The sequence below is a fragment of the Sphingomonas sp. CFBP 13706 genome, from assembly GCF_014842355.1.
In the GTDB taxonomy this organism is placed as follows: domain Bacteria; phylum Pseudomonadota; class Alphaproteobacteria; order Sphingomonadales; family Sphingomonadaceae; genus Sphingomonas; species Sphingomonas aerolata.
In genome coordinates, this window is the sequence record NZ_JACYVM010000004.1 from 135,726 (window position 1) to 152,531 (window position 16,806).

Genomic DNA, 16,806 nt, shown 5'->3' on the forward strand with positions numbered 1-16,806 from the left:
TTACTGGCCGCGGCCGGTCTTGCCCTGGAGCTCGTCGATCTTGAGCGAGGCATCCGCCTTCGACAGCGATTCGTCGAATTCCTCATGCGCCTCTTCGGACAGCGTCTTCAGATAGCTGGCCTGTGCGCCGGTCATCTTCTCGTCGCCGGTCGTCCAGTCGTGCGGATCCTTCTCGGCGTTCGAAAAGGGCTCGGACTTGGGGTTCGGGGTGTCGGACATGCGTGAAATTCCTTCCGCCTGTCCAACCCCCGTGTTCCGCATCCGTTCCCGCTTAATTCGACCAAGCTTCGTAAGGTAAACCCAGATCATCCGCGACCGCCTTGTACGCGATCTTGCCCTTGTAGACGTTGAGCCCGTTGGCGAGGTGCGGGTCGGCCTTCATCGCGGCTTCCGCACCCAGATTGGCGAGCTTCAGCGCGAACGGCAGCGTCGCGTTGTTGAGCGCGAAGGCCGAGGTGCGCGCGACCGCGCCGGGCATGTTGGCGACGCAGTAATGAATCACGCCGTCGACCTCGAACACCGGGTCCTCGTGCGTGGTCGCATGGCTCGTCTCGAAACAGCCACCCTGGTCGATCGCGATGTCGACCAGCACCGAGCCGCGCTTCATCGTCTTGAGCATCTCGCGCGTGACGAGCTTGGGTGCCGCCGCGCCGGGGACGAGCACCGCGCCGATCACGAGATGCGCGTTCTTCACCGCCGCCGCGATCGCGGCCTTCGACGCATAGGCGGTCTTGATCTGGCTCGAGAAGAACATGTCGAGCTCGGCAAGGCGATCGTTCGAAATGTCGTAGATCGTCACGTCGGCGCGCATGCCGACAGCCATCTGCGCGGCGTTGACGCCCGACACGCCGCCGCCGAGGATCGCGACCTTGGCCGGCGCGACACCGGGGACGCCGCCGAGCAGGACGCCGCGGCCGCCCTGTTCCTTTTCGAGATAATGCGCGCCGACCTGCACCGACATGCGGCCCGCGACCTCGGACATCGGCTTCAGCAGCGGCAGGCCGCGGCGATGATCGGTGACGGTCTCGTACGCGATGCAGGTCGCGCCCGACTTCATCAGGCCTTCGGCCTGCGGCTTGTCCGCAGCGAGGTGGAGATAGGTGAAGAGCAGGTGGCGCGGTTCGAGCATCGCGATCTCGACCGGCTGCGGCTCCTTGACCTTCACGATCATGTCGGCGGCGGCGAACACCGCGGCAGCGGTCGGCAGGATCGTCGCGCCCGCGTCGACATAGTCCCGGTCCTCGAAGTCGATGCCCGAGCCTGCCTGGGTCTCGACGACGACCTCATGGCCCGCGGCGACCAGTTCGGCGACCGACGGCGGGGTCAGGCCGACGCGATATTCGTGATTCTTGATTTCCTTGGGAACACCGACGCGCATCATTTCCACTCCATTATCTTTGACCGCAGTGTAGCGCGCATCGACCGGGAAGGGTTCGCAAAGCCGTCCCGCTACCCTATCAGATCTGGGAAAATATTGCACTCAGAGACGGCAAAGCGGGAAATTTGTGAGTATCGCGATCGAGCGCAGGATCCTGGACCTGCTGGCCGCCAATTCCGACCTGACCAGCGCCGAGCTGGGCGAGGCGGTGGGCCTGTCCCCGAGCGCGGCGCATCGCCGCGTCGCGCAGCTGCGTGAGAGCGGTGCGATCACCGGCTATCGCGCGGTCCTGTCGCGCGCGGCCCGCGGCGATCCGAGCATCGTCCTGGTCAACGTCACGCTGCGCGACCAGCGCAAGGAGACGATGGCGGCGTTCGAGGCGGAGATCGTGCGATGCCCGCAGGTAGTGCAATGTTTCCTGATGAGCGGCGAGGCGGATTACATGCTCCACGTCGAGCTCCGCCGCGGCGAGACGTTCGAACGCATCCACCGCGAGACGCTGTCGCAACTGCCGGGCGTCACGCGGCTGGCCTCGCATTTCGTGATTCGCGAAGTCGTCACGCGCTGACGTTTTCCTGCGTATGCCGGAACCCAGGACCACGCACGGCAAAGCCCGTTACCGATAGCGTCCTGCCTCAAACAGGCGAAGCGGCGTGATCAGCCCCGGTTAATCCACATTGCCGGCGGTCCCGTTGCCGCTCTCCAACCCCCATGCTAAATGCGCCAGCTTGGGGCACAGGGTGAAATCGGAATTTCGATGATGATTGCTGCACTTCCGGGTCGATTCACCGTCCAGTGAGCGTCGATCCCACAGCCGCGGCCTCGACCGTGCCCCCCGCCGGTCTCGATCCGGATACCGGCCACCATCATGCGGACGGCATGCTGAAACTCGCCTTTGGCGCGATCGGCATCGTCTTCGGCGATATCGGCACGAGCCCGCTCTACGCATTCCGCGAGACGTTCGCCGGGCACCACAAGCTCGCGCTCGATTCGGCGCACATCATGGGCGTCATCAGCCTGATGTTCTGGTCGATGATGATCGTCGTGACGGTGAAATACGTCATCATCATCATGCGCGCGGACAACAAGGGCGAGGGCGGCAGTCTCGCGCTGCTCGCGCTCGTCTCGGGCAAGACCAAGACACGGCGCTGGAGCAAGGGGATCATCCTGCTCGGCGTCTTCGCGACCGCGCTGTTCTACGGCGACAGCATGATCACCCCCGCGGTCTCGGTGCTGTCCGCGGTCGAGGGGCTCGCGGTCGCCGCGCCGAGCTTTGCCGGGCTCGTCCTGCCCATCGTGATCGCGATCCTGATCGCCTTGTTCTGGGTCCAGAAGAGCGGCACCGCGCGCATCGGCATGGTGTTCGGGCCGATCATGCTGGTGTATTTCAGCGTCATCGCGGTGCTCGGCATCCTCAGCATCATCCAGACGCCGGGCGTGCTCTGGGCCTTTTCGCCGCATTATGCGGTCGAGTTTTTCCTGATCGATCCGACCCGCGCCTTCCTCGCGCTCGGCTCGGTGGTGCTCGCGGTGACCGGCGCGGAGGCGCTTTATGCGGACATGGGGCATTTCGGTCGCCGGCCGATCGGCATCTCCTGGCTGTTCTTCGTGCTGCCCGCGCTGATCCTCAATTACATGGGGCAGGGCGCGCTGCTGTTCCGCGACGGGCAGGCGGCGCTCGTCAGCCCGTTCTACAATCTCGCCCCCGAAAGCCTCCAGCTGCCGCTCGTCCTCCTCGCGACGATGGCCGCGGTGATCGCGTCGCAGGCGGTGATCTCGGGCGCGTTCTCGGTCACGCAACAGGCGATCCAGCTCGGCTTCATCCCGCGGCTGCGGATCGAGCATACCAGTGCCGCGACCGCGGGCCAGATCTACATCCCGCTGGTCAACGGTGCGCTGATGGTGATGGTGATCCTGCTGGTGCTGTTCTTCCGCACCTCGTCGAACCTGACCAGCGCCTACGGCATCGCGGTGACGGGGGCGATGCTCATCGACACCTGCCTGCTCGGCGTCGTGCTGTTCCGCCTGTGGAACTGGCCGAAGATCGCCGCGATCCCGCTGCTGGCGATCTTCTTCCTGGTCGACGGCGCCTATCTCGTTGCGAACCTCACCAAGGTGCCCGATGGCGGCTGGTTCCCGCTGCTGATCGGCCTCATCATCTTCACCTTCCTGACGACCTGGTCGAAGGGGCGGCAGCTGATGATCGACCGGATGCGCGAGGCGGCGATGCCGATCAAGGTGTTCATCGGCTCGGCTGCGAACTCCGCGTCGCGCGTGCCGGGGACCGCGGTGTTCATGACCTCGACCTCCGACGGCGTGCCGCATGCGCTGCTCCACAACCTCAAGCACAACAAGGTGCTGCACGAGCGCGTCATCCTGCTGACCGTCAAGATCGTCGGCCAGCCCTATTGGCCCGCGCACGACCGTGCGGTGCGCGACGAGCTCGGCGACGGCTTCCACCGTCTGATCCTGCGCTACGGCTTCATGGAGGATGCCGATGTCCCCGCCGCGCTGCGCCAGGTGCACAGCTGCGGCGCGGACTTCAAGATGATGGACACCAGCTTCTTCCTCTCGCGCCAGACGCTGCTCGCCTCGGACAAGCCGGGGATGATGCTCTGGCGCGAAAAGCTGTTCGCATGGATGCTGCGCAACGCCGAAAGCGCGATGGAATTCTTCCGCCTGCCGACCAACCGCGTCGTCGAGCTCGGCAGCCAGATCGAGATTTGATCGGATTGTCGGTCGGCACCCCGCACCTCCCCGGCGGAGGCCGGGGCCCAGTTGGGAAACGTCGATGGCGGACGTCCCACGAAGTTACATCAACCTTTCCAACTGGACCCCGGCCTGCGCCGGGGAGGTATCTGCATGATGGCTAGCACGACCGAAGTCGCCCCGATCATCGTCACCGCGCTGTTCGGCCGCCAGGACACCGCGTTCTTCGACGCGATGCGGCGCGAGCATTTCCCGCCCGAGCGCAACCAGCTCGATTCGCACCTGACGCTGTTCCACCACCTGCCGCCCTCGGGCCTCGACGAGCTGAAGCGCCGGCTGAACCAGGAGACGCGCGGGCTGCCCGCACCGCGGGCGCGGATTGGCGGGCTGATGTCGCTCGGGCGCGGTGTCGCCTACCGGATCGAATCGCCCGAGCTGGTCGGGATCCGCGCGCGGCTGGCCGATGCGTTCACGGGGATGCTGACGCCGCAGGACGCAGGCGGCTGGCGTCCGCACGTCACGATCCAGAACAAGGTCAACCCGTCGGTCGCCAGGCTGCTGCTCGGCAATCTGCAGCGCGACTTCGCGGCACGGGACGTCGAAATCGCCGGGCTCGGCGCCTGGTGGTATCGCGGCGGACCCTGGGAAGCGATTTCGCGTCACATGTTTGCTTGACCGCCTCGAATCCGCTTCCTATAGGCCGCGCCTCGCAGGGAAGAATGCTTCCCCGCAGACGGTACGGCGAAGTAGCTCAGTTGGTTAGAGCACGGGAATCATAATCCTGGGGTCGGGGGTTCAAGTCCCTCCTTCGCTACCATTTTCAAACACACCGAACGGGTCGTTGACGACCAGGATCGCGTCGCTCCGGGCGAGCGCGAGCAGCGTCAGGCCGTGCGTGCGCGCGTGATCGATCGCGAGACTGGTCGGCGCGGAGATCCCCACCAGCATCGCCACGCCCGCGACCAGCGCCTTGTCGACCATCTCGAAGCTGATCCGCGACGTGACGAGGATGAAGGCGGGGGGCTCGGTCGACCGGATCGCCAGCCCGCCGACGAGCTTGTCGAGCGCATTGTGCCGGCCGACATCCTCATAGGTGGCCAGCACGTCCCCTGACCGGTCGCAGGCGGCGGCGGCATGGATCGCCCCCGTCGCGGCGTTGAGCGGCTGATGCGCACGCAGCCCCGCCAGCGCGGCGAAGATCGCGGTGACGGGCACGTCGGGGCGGGGCGGGGTAGCTGCCACCGGCTTGCGCAGCTGTTCGAGCCCGGAAATGCCGCACAGCCCGCAGGACGTGTCGCTGGTCCGGTGGCGGACGCGGTCGTGGATCCGCCCCCTGCACCGCTCCGACAGGCCGACCCGGACAATCCAGCCCGCCTCCGCCTCGAACACGTCGATGTCGCGCACGTCGTCGGCGCTGTCGGCGAGCCGCTCGGTCAGCAGGAAGCCGGTGGTGAAGGCGGGCAGGTCGGCGGGCGTCATCATCATCACCGCATAGCCAAGCCCGTCGACCTCGATCGCGACGGGCACCTCGATCGCGATCGCACGCGTGCCCGCCGTGACGGCGTCGGGGCGCAGGATGGTGATCGCTTCGGTACGGGCAGTCGTCACAGCGCGGCCATGTCCTCGGGGGTGTTGATGTTGGGGATGATCCCATGCGCGGGGATCGGCAAGGCGCCGATCGCCTCCGCCCAGCCGCGCACCGACCGGCGCGTCGACGATTCGATATGCGCGATCAGCGCAGCGGCGGACGCGGTCTCCCAATGCCCCAGCACGGGCGCGTCAGGGCAGAAGGCGGGCGCGCGGCGGGCGAGCGCCGCCAGCAGCCCGTCGGGCAGCGCTGGCACGTCGCAGGCGATCGTGAGGACTGAGGTGTAGCCCAGCCCCGCCGCATGATGCAGCGCACCCGCTATACCCCCCAGCGGCCCCAGATCGGGCCCCGGCAGGTCGTGGATCAGGCCATCCCGCCCCGCGACGACCGCGTCATCGACATGCGGCTGGAGCAGCGCACGGGCGTGATCCGCAAGGCGGCGCCCGTCAAGCAGCGCCTGCGCCTTGTCCGACCCGAACCGCGACGATCGCCCGCCCGCCAGGACGACGCCGAGGATCCTGGGCGTGCTCAGCGCGTCTTCTCGATCCGCACCGGCACCGACTTGGCGGCAGGCACATGGCTTTCGCGCGCATGGTGCGCGACCGGCATAAGCAGGTTGCACTCGGGGTAATAGGCCCCGACGCACCCTTCCGGAATCGAATATTCGACGACACGCAGCTTGTTGAAGCGGCGGTCGCCATTGTCGCCCGCATCGCCGACCAGATCGACGTCGTCACCATCGGTCAGCCCCATGCGCAGCATGTCGCTGCGGTTCATGAAGACGATGTCGCGCGTGCCCTTCACGCCGCGGAACCGGTCGTGATAGCCATAGACCGTCGTGTTGAACTGATCGTTCGACCGCAGCGTCATCAGCCGGAACCGCCCCTCGCTCTCCTCGAAACCGGTGACGTTGAGCGAGTGGGGGACGTTGATTTCTGCCTTGCCGCTCTCGGTCAGCCATTCGCGGTGCGCCGCCGGCACGCCCTTCCAGAAGCCGCCGGGGGTGAACATCTTGGCGTTGAAGTCGGAGAACATGTCCGGATAGGTTTCGGCGATCGCATCGCGGATCCGCGCATAGTCGCGCACCCACGCATCCCAGTCGAGCTTCGGATTGGGCGCCAGCGTCGCCTTGGCGATACCCGCGAGGATCGCCGGCTCGGACAGCAGCGTCTCCGCGGCGGGCGTCGCCTTGCCCTTTGAGCCATAGATCTGGCTGAACGAATCTTCGACCGAGACGCTCTGCGGCCCGGTGCCCTGCATGTCGGTCTCGATCCGGCCGAGGCAGGGGAGCAGATAGCAGGTCTTGCCGGGCAGCAGGTGCGAACGGTTAAGCTTGGTGGCGATGTGCACCGTCAGGTCGATCCCGCGCCACGCCGGTTCCATCCGCGCATGGTCGGGGATCGCGCGGACGAAATTGCCGCCCAGCCCGATGAACGCCTGCGCCTCGCCCTTGAGCACCGCCTCGCACGACGCGACCGTGTCCCAGCCGAGCTCGCGCGGCGGCTCGAAGCCATATTGCTCGGCGAGCTTGTCGAGCGGGGCGAGCTCGGGCTTTTCGGTGATCCCGACGGTACGCTGCCCCTGGACGTTCGAATGGCCGCGAACCGGGCCCATGCCCGCGCCCGGCTTGCCGATATTGCCGCGCAGCAGCATCAGGTTGACGAGCATGTGGACGTTGTCGATGCCGCCGACATGCTGGGTCAGGCCCATGCCGTACACCGCGATCACCGCCTTCGACGTGGCATAGACCTTGGCGGCCGATTCGATCTCGACGCGCGACAGCCCGCTTTCATGCTCGATCGTCGCCCAGTCGGTACTGCGCGCGACGTCCGCGAACTTCTCGAACCCGGTGGTATGCTCGGCGAGGAAGGCGTGGTCGAGGATCCGCAGCGTGTTGAGTTCGCGCGCGCGATCGTCGGCCTCGATCAGATATTTGCACATCCCCATCAGCGCGCCGACGTCGCCGCCGGTCTTCACCTGGTGATATTGCGAGGCGATCGGCGTGGACTTGCCGGTGACCATTTCCAGCGGATTCTGTGGATCCTGGAATTTCTCCAGACCGCGCTCCTTCAGCGGATTGAACACGACGATCTCGACACCGCGCTTGGCGCAGTCGCGCAGCGGGTGGAGGAAGCGCGGGCTGTTCACGCCCGGATTCTGCCCGAAATAGAAGATCGCGTCGCACTTCTCGTAATCGGAGAGGTGGATCGTCCCGACCGCCGAGCCGATCGCCGATTTCAGCCCGACCGAGGTCGTCTCATGGCACATGTTCGAGCTGTCGGGCAGGTTCTGGCTGCCGTACATCCGCGCCATGAGGCTGTACATGTACGAGGTCTCGAGGCTCGCGCGACCCGAGGCGTAGAAGATCACCTTGGTCGGGTCATAGGTCTTGAGCTTCGCGCCGATCCCGGCGAACGCCTCGTCCCAGCTGCACGCGGCATATTTGTCCGTCGCGGCGTCATATTTCAGCGGATGCGTCAGGCGCCCGGCCTGTTCGAGATCGAAATCCTTCCAGCCGAGCAGCTCGGTGACCGTATGCTCCTGGAAGAAGGCCGGCGTCACGCGGTAGGAGGTCAGCTCCCACGCGGTCGCCTTGGCGCCATTCTCGCAGAATTCGGCGGCATGCGGATGCGCGGGCTTGCCCCAGGCGCAGCTGACGCACGCAAAGCCCTCGGGCTTGTTCTGCCGCGTGAGTTCGCGCAGCGCCTCTGGGCCGATCTTCTCGCGCGCGGATATCTCCACGAGCGATTTCATCGACCCCCAGCCGCCGGCGGGTGCGGTATAGTCTTCGATCTCGATGGTCCGGTCGTCGCTCATACGTCTCTCCGCTTTTGCCTTCCAACGAAGCGGGGCGGCAAACGATGCACGCCGATTGCGGTGGCGATGGTTCAAATCGCATGCTCCATCGCCTAGATGGGATCCGAAACTCCAAGGATATCACGATGACGACGCACACGACCCGCATGCTCATTCTCGGTTCCGGGCCTGCCGGGCTGTCGGCCGCGATCTATGGCGCGCGCGCCGGGATGGCGCCGATCGTCGTCCAGGGGATCCAGCCCGGCGGCCAGCTGACCACCACGACCGATGTCGAGAATTATCCCGGCTTCAAGGACGTCATCCAGGGCCCGTGGCTGATGGAGCAGATGCAGGCGCAGGCCGAGCATGTCGGCACGCGGATGATGTGGGACACGATCGTCAAGGTCGACGTCAGCAGCCGCCCGTTCCGCCTGACCGGCGACAGCGGCGACGTGTACGAGGGCGAGACGCTCGTCATCGCGACCGGCGCGCAGGCCAAGTGGCTCGGGATCGACAGCGAGGAGCCGATGAAGGGCAAGGGCGTCAGCGCCTGTGCGACCTGCGACGGCTTCTTCTACCGCGGCAAGAAGGTCGCGGTGATCGGCGGCGGCAACACCGCGGTCGAGGAGGCGCTGTACCTCACCAACCATTCGCCCGACGTGACGCTGATCCACCGCCGCGATTCGCTGCGTTCGGAGAAGATCCTCCAGGAGCGGCTGTTCGCGCACAAGGGCGTGACCGTGCTGTGGAACAAGGAAGTCCGCGAATTCGTCGACGGCGGCGGCAATGCCGGGCTGGTCGCGCTCGAGCTCGAGGACACGGTGACGGGCGAACGTTCGCGCCTCGCGGTCGATGGCGGCTTCGTCGCGATCGGCCACCACCCCGCGACCGAGCTGTTCCGCGGGCATATCGATCTCGACTCGGACGGCTATATCTCGGTCGAGACCGGCTCGACGCGCACCAGCGTCGAGGGCGTCTTCGCGTGCGGCGACGTCGCCGACAAGGTCTACCGCCAGGCGGTGACCGCAGCGGGCACGGGCTGCATGGCCGCGCTCGACGCGGAGCGGTTCCTGGCGGCGGCGGAATTCGCCGAACTGGCCGAAGCCGCGGAGTAAATGCGGGGCGTGCGTCCCCGATTCACGCCTCCTCGTTCGCATGATGAGGGGGCGTGCTCTCGCCCCCTCACGCCCTCCGTCATCCTGACGAAAGTCAGGACCCAGAGCCAAGGACGGCATCGCCCGTAACCCTGGATCCTGACTTTCGTCAGGATGACGAGAGTAGAGGTGCCGGTGTTCCCCTCACACCTTTCGCCATTATGACGGACGGGGGAGTGCCAGCGTCCCCCCACACCCTCCGTCATCCTGACGAAAGTCAGGATCCAGAGCCAGGAACGGCATCGCCCGTAACCCTGGGTCCTGACTTTCGTCAGGATGACGAGTGGGGGGAGGCGGTGGCGCCTGCGTCGTGCGTGCCGTCGATCACGGCCCTGAGCGCCGCCTCCAACGCAGCGGCATTGGCGGTCCCGGCAAAGCTGTGCGAACCCGTAGTCAGCCGCACGATCCGCGCCGCGCCGCGGTAACGCGCTGCAAACACCTGCGCGGTCACGTCGCCGGTCGCGAGCAGAATGACGACGCGATCCGCCCAGCCGTCGATCGCGCCGCAGACCCGGCTAGCAAGATCGCCCTCGACCTCCCCCGACGCCCGCGACAGCCTCACCACACCCCGGACCAGCTTGCGCAGATCGATCCCGCCGCGGATCAGGCTGAGCCACGCCGCCGGATCACGCAACCGCGCGGCATAGCGCGCGCGGATCGCAGCGGCAGGGGGCAGGTCGTCGGTCGGCGCGATCACCCAGGGATTGGCGAGAAGCAGCCGGTCGACCCCCGCCGCCGCGCCGAATAGCGCGAGCGCGCTCGCCGCGTCGCAATTGCCGAATCCGACCAGCCGCGTGACGTGCGGCGCGGCGGCGCGGAACGCCGCGGCGGCGGCGACCAGATCGGCCTGCGCCGACAGAAAGCCGCCATTCTCGCCGCTCGAATCGCCGATGCCGCGGCGGTCATAGCGGAACACCGGCGTACCCCCCGCCGCCAGCCGCCGCGCGAGCATCGCCATGCCGCGGTGCGCGCCGCTGCGGATCTCGTTGCCGCCCGACACGATCAGCACCCCGGTCGCGCCCGCCGCCTCGTCGAGCGTCGCGATCAGCGTCTCACCTTCGCAGGGGACCGCGATCAGCCGCCGCATGTCGCGATCCACCCGGCCACATCGGCGGCGAGCGCCTCGGCGAGCGCCGCATCGCTCCCCGGCTCCGACCGTCGCCACAGCGGCGCGCCGGGATAGCGCGCATCCGCCGGACGCGGATCGCTTTCGAGTCGAACCGTTCGCGACGCGTCGTAAGGCACCGCGTCGCGCAGATCGGCGAGCAGCGCCTCGGACAGACTGTTGCCCGCATACCCATCCTCGTCGGGCATCGTCGACGCAGCGCGGATCCGGCTCAGGTCGCGCAGAAGGTCACCGCCCGACTGCGGTGCGAGCTGCCACCGCCCGGCGAGGTGGGCGTCGCAATCAACGAGCGCACCACTCCGAATCGTGACCGCGTAAACCGGCACGTCGAGCATCCCGACAAGCGCAGCAAAGGCCTGGCGCAGGTCGGCCAGCCGCAGGTCACGCGTCTCGACCACACTCTCGCCGGTACCAGGCAGGTCGGGCAGGATGCTGCCGATCCCGCGCCCGGCCAGCGCGCGCAGCATCGCGACGAGGAACGCGCGCGTCCGGTTCGCCTCCTCGAACAGCGGCAGCACCGCGACGACCCGCGGTCCGGCATCGGGGCCGAAGCGCAGCATCGCCTCGCGCCCGCCGGCCCAGTCATAGCGATCGAAGCGGGGGCCGGTCATCCCGGCCGAGGCTAGACCAGCGCCTTGCGCGCCGCAAACTGGACGAGCGCGCCGAACGTCTCGAGCATCTCGCCGTCGATCTCGTCATCCTCGATCAGGATGCCGAGCCGGTCCTCGAGCTCGGTCAGCACGCTTGCGACCGCCATCGAATCGAGTTCGGGGAGCGCGCCGAACAACGGCGTGTCGTCGGTGAATGCCGCGACTCGCTCGGCGCTAAGGCCAAGGATGTCGGCAAGGACGGCGCGGACCGTCGTTTCAACCTGGGAAGTACCTTCGAAGATCACGAGCATCGCCTGAACCGTTGCGAACCGGGCCCCGCTAGCCTGTGGGGGTGAATTCGGCAACGGCTTGGCGCTATGGAGGACCCATGACCTCGCCCGACCCCGTCCCGTTTCCGATCGATCGCCTGACGTCGCGCGGCGCAGCCGACGACGTTGCGCTGATCGACCGCGCAGGGACGATGACGTTCCGCGACCTCGAAACCGCGGTCGCCGCGCTCGCGGGTTGGCTGGTGGGGCAGGGGTTGGCGACGGGTGCACGCGTCGCGACCTGGCTGCCCAAGACGCGGGTCGCCTGCGTGATGCCGCTCGCGGCGGCGCGTGCGGGGCTGGTCCATGTCCCGGTCAACCCGCTGCTGCGGCGCGCACAGGTCGCGCATATCCTCGCCGACAGCGGTGCGGCGCTGCTGGTGACGCAGGGTGCGCGCGCGGCGACGCTCGAGCCGGGCGACGTGCCCGCGGACTGCGCAATCGTCGACGAGACCGCGCTCGATCTGCAAGGCGAGGGCGGCCCGGGCCCGTCCGATGCCGATCCGGCGACGCTCGCCGCGATCCTCTACACCTCGGGATCGACCGGGCGGCCCAAGGGGGTAATGCTGAGCCATGCCAATCTGTCGCTCGGCGCGGTGTCGGTCGCGCACTATCTGAAGCTCACGCGCGACGACCGAGTGCTGGGCGTGCTCCCGCTGTCGTTCGATTACGGCCAGAACCAGCTCTTCTCGACCTGGGCGGCGGGCGCAGCGGTCGCGCCGATCGACTATATGGTCGCGCGCGACGTCGTGAAGGCGGTCGAGCGGGTCGGCGCGACGACGCTGGCGGGGGTTCCGCCGCTCTGGGTGCAGCTGCTTGAGGCGGACTGGTCGGCGGAGACCGCGGCGCGGCTGCGGCGGCTGACCAATTCGGGCGGCGCGCTGACCCCGCGGCTCGTCACAGGGCTGCGTGCGCGGTTCGCCGGCGCGGACATCTACGCGATGTACGGGCTGACCGAGGCGTTCCGCTCGACCTATCTCGACCCTTCGCTGATCGACGCGCACCCCGATGCGATGGGGCGCGCGATCCCGTTCGCGCAGGTGTCGGTGATCCGGCCCGACGGCCGTCGCGCCGCGCCGGGCGAGCCGGGCGAACTGGTGCATGCAGGGCCGCTGGTCGCGCAGGGCTATTGGCGCGATGCCGAGCGGACCGCGCAGCGCTTCCGCCCCGCGCCCGACGGCAACGGCATGGCGGTCTGGTCGGGCGACACGGTGGTCGAGGGCGCGGACGGGCTGCTCCGCTTCGTCGGCCGCGACGACGAGATGATCAAGAGCGCGGGCAACCGGATCAGCCCGCTCGAGGTCGAGGAGGCGGTACTCGCCGGCAACGAAGCCCGCGAGGCGGTCGCGGTCGGGGTGGCCGATCCGCGGCTGGGGCAGGCGATCGTCGTGATGCTCGCAGGCGACGCGGCGGACGAGCCCGCGCTCAGGACCCGGTTGCGCACCGCGCTGCCGAGCTTCATGCAGCCCGCCGGCTATCTGTGGCGCGACGCGCTGCCGCGCAACGCCAACGGCAAGCTCGACCGGTCCGCGATCGCGGCCGAGGTCCGGGCATGGTCGTCGGCACAGGAACAGGGACAGGCATGATGAAGCCGATGGGGGCGTTGCCGCCCGAATTTGCGCACCAGTCGGGCGCACTGACGATCGGCGGGCGGTCCGCGGAGGCCTGGGTCGCCCACGCCGGCGACACGCCGCTGTTCGTCTATGACAGCGCCATCGTCGCGGCCCGGATCGCGCGGTTCCGCGCGGCGATGCCCGCGATCGACCTCCACTATGCGATCAAGGCGAACCCGCACCCGGCCCTGCTCGCGGCGGTCGCACCGCTGGTCGACGGGCTCGACGTCGCGTCGGCAGGCGAGCTCGGCATGGCGCTGGCGGTCAAGCCGGCGCACGCAATCAGCTTCGCCGGTCCCGGCAAGCGCGACGACGAACTGACGGCAGCGATCCGCGCCGGCGCGACGTTGAACGTCGAATCGGAGGGCGAGGCCACGCGCGGCTTCGCGATCGGCGCGCGGCTGGGCATCGCGCCGCGGATGGCGGTGCGCGTGAACCCCGATATCGAACTGCGCGGATCGGGGATGCGGATGGGCGGCCGCGCCTCGCCCTTCGGCGTCGATGCGGAGCGTGCCGCGGCGCTGGTGCGCGCCATCGTCGCGGCGGGCGCGGACTGGCGCGGGTTCCACATCTATGCGGGCAGCCAGGCGCTCGACGCGGGCGCGATCATCGAGACGCAGGCCGCCACGCTCGACCTCGCCGCGCGGCTCGCCGACGCGGCGGGCGTCGCGCCGCCGCTGGTCAATCTGGGCGGCGGGTTCGGCGTGCCCTATTTCGCCAACGACGTCGCGCTCGACGTCGAGCGGGTCGGCGCGGCGCTGCACGCGGCACTCGAGACCCGCGCGGCCGTGCTGCGCGACACCCGGTTCGCGATCGAGCTCGGGCGGTGGCTGGTCGCCGAAGCCGGCGTGTACCTGACCCGCGTCATCGACGTGAAGCACAGCCAGGGCGAAGTCTTCGTCGTGGTCGATGGCGGGCTCAACCATCAGCTCGCGGCGAGCGGCAATTTCGGCACCGTCGTCCGGCGCAATTATCCGCTCGCGGTCGCCGCGCGAATGGGGGAGGCGGCGGCGGCCGACGCAGTGTCGGTCGTGGGACCGCTGTGCACCCCGCTCGACCGCCTCGGCGACCGCGTCGCGCTGCCGCCGGTCGTGCCCGGCGACCTGATCGCGATCTTCATGGCGGGCGCATACGGCGCCAGCGCGAGCCCGGCGGCGTTTCTCGGGCATCCACCCGCGCTCGAGATCGTTACTTCAGTCCAACCCCAGCCATGAGCGTGGCGGCGGGCGGGGTTGCGGAGCGCTCCTAAACGCTATCTTCACCTGTTTCCCTGCATAGCCCGTGCGAGTTTAACCGGCCATCGGACACCCGTTGCCGGGATGGCGCCAGGAGATCAGTGCCCATGCGTTCCGGACCCGTTTCCCGTTCCCTGTTCACGCTGGGGCTCGCCGCATCGTCGCTGGCCGCCTGCAGCAGCACCGGCGGTCCGCCCGAACTGCCGCCCGCGGCCTATGTCGCGAACAAGGAACTGCCGGGCGAGGAATATGTGATCGGCCCGCTCGATCAGCTCAACATCTTCGTCTGGCGCAATCCCGAACTGTCGTCGAAGGTCCAGGTCCGCCCCGACGGCCGGATCACGACGCCGCTGGTCAACGACATGTCCGCGGTGGGGAAGACGCCCGCACAGCTCGCCGACGACATGAAGAAGGCGCTCGGCGAATATGTCAAAAACCCGATCGTCTCGGTCATCGTCGAAAACTTCAGCGGGACCTACAGCCAGCAGGTCCGCATCGTCGGCGCGACCGAAAAGCCCGCCTCGATCCCCTATCGTGCCAATATGACGCTGCTCGACGCGATGATCGCGGTCGGCGGGCTCAGCCAGTATGCGGCGGGCAACAAGGCGCGGCTGGTGCGCTACGACCGGGCGAGCGGCAAGCAGAGCGAGTTCTCGCTGCAAATCTCGAACCTGTTGAAAAAGGGCGATTCGTCCGCCAATGTCAGGCTTGAGCCCGGTGACGTCATCATCATCCCCGAATCGATGTTCTGAGGCGTGGCGGTATGAACGGCATCTATGACGAGGCGCGGGTCGCGCTGCACGCGATCTGGACGCGGCGGTGGCTCGCGCTCGCGATCGCGTGGGGCGTGTGCGTCCTCGGCTGGCTGTTCGTGTCGCAGATCCCGAGCCGCTATGAATCGCGCGCGCGCGTGTTCGTCCAGATGCAGAACCTGCTGCCCGCGAGCATGGACCAGCCGTCGGCCTCGAGCCGCACCGACATCGACACGATCCGCCAGACGCTGACCTCCGCGGTCAATCTGGAGAAGGTCGTGCGCGGCACCGACCTCGCCAACACGGTGGCCAGCGACCGCGACGTCGCCGACCGCGTCGCCAGCCTCGCCCAGTCGATCAAGGTCACGTCGGCGCAGGACAATCTGTTCGAGATCGCGACGACCGCGGCGAGTCCCAAGCTCGCGCGAACGATCACGCAGAAGCTGATCGACATTTTCGTCGAGGGCAATCTGGCAGGCGACCGGACGAGCACCAGCCAGAGCCTCAGCTTCCTCGACAAGCAGCTGGCGCAGCGGCAGAAGCAGCTCCAGGACGCGGAGGCCAAGCGCGCCGACTTCCAGAATCGCTATCTCGGCGCGCTGCCCGGCACCGGGTCGGTCGCCGACCGGATCGGTGCCGCGCGTTCGCAGATGGCGCAGGTCGATGGCGATCTCGCGGCGGCGCAATCGGGACTGGCGGCGGTGCAGGGACAGATGGCCGGCGTCGCGCGAACCGTCGCGGGCAGCGGCGGCGTCGCCGGTGCGGCCGGACCCGCACGCGCCCGGCTGGCGGCGATCCAGGGGCAGCTCGCCGATGCCCGTGCGCGTGGCTATACCGAAAGCCATCCCGACGTCGTCGCACTGCGCGCGCAGCTCGCCCAGGCAACCGCGGCGGCGCGCGGCGAACCGCTGTCGGGCGGCAGCGGCGCGGGCTCGTCGCCCAATCCGCTCTATGTCTCGCTGCAGGCGATGATGGCAGACAAGCAGGCGGCGGTCGCGTCGCTCAGGATCCGCCGCACGCAGCTGCAGGGCGATCTCGACCAGCTCAACGCGAAGCTCTCCGAGGATCCGACCGTCGCCGCCGAACAGGGCGCGATCGACCGTGATTATCAGGTGCTGAAGGACCAGTATGACCAGCTGCTGACCCAGCGCGAGCAGATCGCATTGCGGGGCCAGGCGCAGTCGCAGACCGATCGCGTCAAGTTCAGCGTGATCGACCCGCCGACCACGCCGCAAAAGCCGAGCGCACCGAACCGGATGCTGCTGCTGACCGGCGTGCTGATCGCCGGGCTCGGTGCCGGGATCGGCGGCGCGTTCCTGCTCGGCCAGCTCCGCGGCACGTTCGCGACGAGCGCCCGGCTTGAACGCGTCGCGGGGATGCCGGTGATCGGGTCGATCGGCGAAGTCGTGACGCGCACCCAGTCCGAGCTGCGCGCCAAGCAGTTCCGGATGTTCCTCGGCGGCACGGCAGCACTCGGCGCCGCCTATGTGCTGCTGCTGGGTGTCGAGATCCTGCAGCGTGGCCTGGCGGCCTGAG

General features: G+C 68.2%; 16 protein-coding genes and 1 tRNA gene. 9 read left to right on the forward strand and 8 right to left on the reverse strand.

From position 1 onward, the window contains the following. Together IFS44_RS09445 and ald are read right to left on the reverse strand one after the other, a co-directional pair. Positions 1-219, reverse strand: a complete 219-nt coding sequence (locus IFS44_RS09445) for a DUF3072 domain-containing protein (protein ID WP_031440730.1) — start codon at positions 217-219, stop codon at positions 1-3. A gap of 52 nt (positions 220-271) precedes the next feature. Beyond that, positions 272-1,378: an alanine dehydrogenase gene (ald, locus tag IFS44_RS09450; RefSeq protein ID WP_192098425.1), complete on the reverse strand. Its 1,107-nt coding sequence runs from the start codon at positions 1,376-1,378 to the stop codon at positions 272-274. A gap of 127 nt (positions 1,379-1,505) precedes the next feature. Between ald and IFS44_RS09455 the strand changes: the two genes are divergently transcribed. From IFS44_RS09455 to IFS44_RS09470, 4 genes are all read left to right on the forward strand, one after another. Then, complete coding sequence (locus IFS44_RS09455; RefSeq protein WP_082446547.1) at positions 1,506-1,946, forward strand: Lrp/AsnC family transcriptional regulator; 441 nt, start codon at positions 1,506-1,508, stop codon at positions 1,944-1,946. A 311-nt stretch (positions 1,947-2,257) separates the two neighbouring features. After that, a complete protein-coding gene (locus IFS44_RS09460; RefSeq protein WP_192098426.1) occupies positions 2,258-4,105 on the forward strand; it encodes a potassium transporter Kup in 1,848 nt (615 codons plus the stop codon). A gap of 138 nt (positions 4,106-4,243) precedes the next feature. Next, on the forward strand, positions 4,244-4,762 hold the full coding sequence (locus tag IFS44_RS09465; RefSeq protein WP_192098298.1) for a 2'-5' RNA ligase family protein: 519 nt from the start codon (positions 4,244-4,246) through the stop codon (positions 4,760-4,762). 65 nt (positions 4,763-4,827) lie between these two features. Further along, positions 4,828-4,904 (forward strand) — tRNA-Met (locus IFS44_RS09470). On the opposite strand, the gene fdhD is transcribed toward IFS44_RS09470, so the two are convergent. Genes fdhD through IFS44_RS09485 form a run of 3 tightly spaced genes read right to left on the reverse strand, consistent with a single transcriptional unit; the run spans position 4,883 to position 8,492 of the window. After that, complete coding sequence (gene fdhD, locus IFS44_RS09475; protein ID WP_192098299.1) at positions 4,883-5,695, reverse strand: formate dehydrogenase accessory sulfurtransferase FdhD; 813 nt, start codon at positions 5,693-5,695, stop codon at positions 4,883-4,885. The two genes, IFS44_RS09470 and fdhD, sit on opposite strands and share 22 nt — an antisense overlap. After that, complete coding sequence (gene mobA / locus IFS44_RS09480) at positions 5,692-6,297, reverse strand: molybdenum cofactor guanylyltransferase (protein WP_342366395.1); 606 nt, start codon at positions 6,295-6,297, stop codon at positions 5,692-5,694. Before mobA ends, fdhD begins: the two co-directional genes overlap by 4 nt. Further along, the gene (locus IFS44_RS09485) at positions 6,204-8,492 is read right to left on the reverse strand and encodes an FdhF/YdeP family oxidoreductase (RefSeq protein ID WP_192098300.1); all 2,289 of its coding nucleotides are present in this window, start codon (positions 8,490-8,492) and stop codon (positions 6,204-6,206) included. The genes mobA and IFS44_RS09485 overlap by 94 nt, the downstream gene beginning before the upstream one ends. A 125-nt stretch (positions 8,493-8,617) precedes the next feature. Here IFS44_RS09485 and trxB point away from each other — a divergent pair, with 125 nt between their 5' ends. After that, positions 8,618-9,586 carry a thioredoxin-disulfide reductase gene (trxB, locus tag IFS44_RS09490; protein ID WP_031395129.1) on the forward strand — a complete coding sequence of 323 codons (969 nt, stop codon included), beginning with the start codon at positions 8,618-8,620 and terminating at the stop codon, positions 9,584-9,586. 310 nt (positions 9,587-9,896) lie between these two features. Here the strand turns inward: trxB and IFS44_RS09495 are convergent, their stop codons facing one another. Genes IFS44_RS09495 through IFS44_RS09505 form a run of 3 tightly spaced genes read right to left on the reverse strand, consistent with a single transcriptional unit; the run spans position 9,897 to position 11,652 of the window. Further along, a complete protein-coding gene (locus tag IFS44_RS09495) occupies positions 9,897-10,712 on the reverse strand; it encodes a hydrolase 1, exosortase A system-associated (protein WP_192098301.1) in 816 nt (271 codons plus the stop codon). Further along, positions 10,700-11,362, reverse strand: a complete 663-nt coding sequence (locus IFS44_RS09500) for a hypothetical protein (RefSeq protein WP_244650126.1) — start codon at positions 11,360-11,362, stop codon at positions 10,700-10,702. Before IFS44_RS09500 ends, IFS44_RS09495 begins: the two co-directional genes overlap by 13 nt. 11 nt (positions 11,363-11,373) lie before the next feature. After that, positions 11,374-11,652 (reverse strand): acyl carrier protein, encoded by a 279-nt coding sequence (locus IFS44_RS09505; protein WP_031441379.1) that lies wholly within the window; start codon positions 11,650-11,652, stop codon positions 11,374-11,376. Positions 11,653-11,729: 77 nt separating this feature from the next. Here IFS44_RS09505 and IFS44_RS09510 point away from each other — a divergent pair, with 77 nt between their 5' ends. The 4 genes from IFS44_RS09510 to IFS44_RS09525 all read left to right on the forward strand — a co-directional run bounded on the left by IFS44_RS09510 (position 11,730) and on the right by IFS44_RS09525 (position 16,805). Next, a complete protein-coding gene (locus tag IFS44_RS09510) occupies positions 11,730-13,256 on the forward strand; it encodes an acyl-CoA ligase (AMP-forming), exosortase A system-associated (RefSeq protein WP_192098302.1) in 1,527 nt (508 codons plus the stop codon). Next, positions 13,256-14,497, forward strand: a complete 1,242-nt coding sequence (locus IFS44_RS09515; RefSeq protein WP_192098429.1) for a pyridoxal-dependent decarboxylase, exosortase A system-associated — start codon at positions 13,256-13,258, stop codon at positions 14,495-14,497. Before IFS44_RS09510 ends, IFS44_RS09515 begins: the two co-directional genes overlap by 1 nt. Before the next feature lie 128 nt (positions 14,498-14,625). Next, positions 14,626-15,270 carry an XrtA/PEP-CTERM system exopolysaccharide export protein gene (locus IFS44_RS09520; RefSeq protein ID WP_031393819.1) on the forward strand — a complete coding sequence of 215 codons (645 nt, stop codon included), beginning with the start codon at positions 14,626-14,628 and terminating at the stop codon, positions 15,268-15,270. An 11-nt stretch (positions 15,271-15,281) separates the two neighbouring features. After that, the gene (locus IFS44_RS09525) at positions 15,282-16,805 is read left to right on the forward strand and encodes an XrtA system polysaccharide chain length determinant (protein WP_192098303.1); all 1,524 of its coding nucleotides are present in this window, start codon (positions 15,282-15,284) and stop codon (positions 16,803-16,805) included. The last annotated feature ends 1 nt before the right edge of the window (position 16,806 follow it).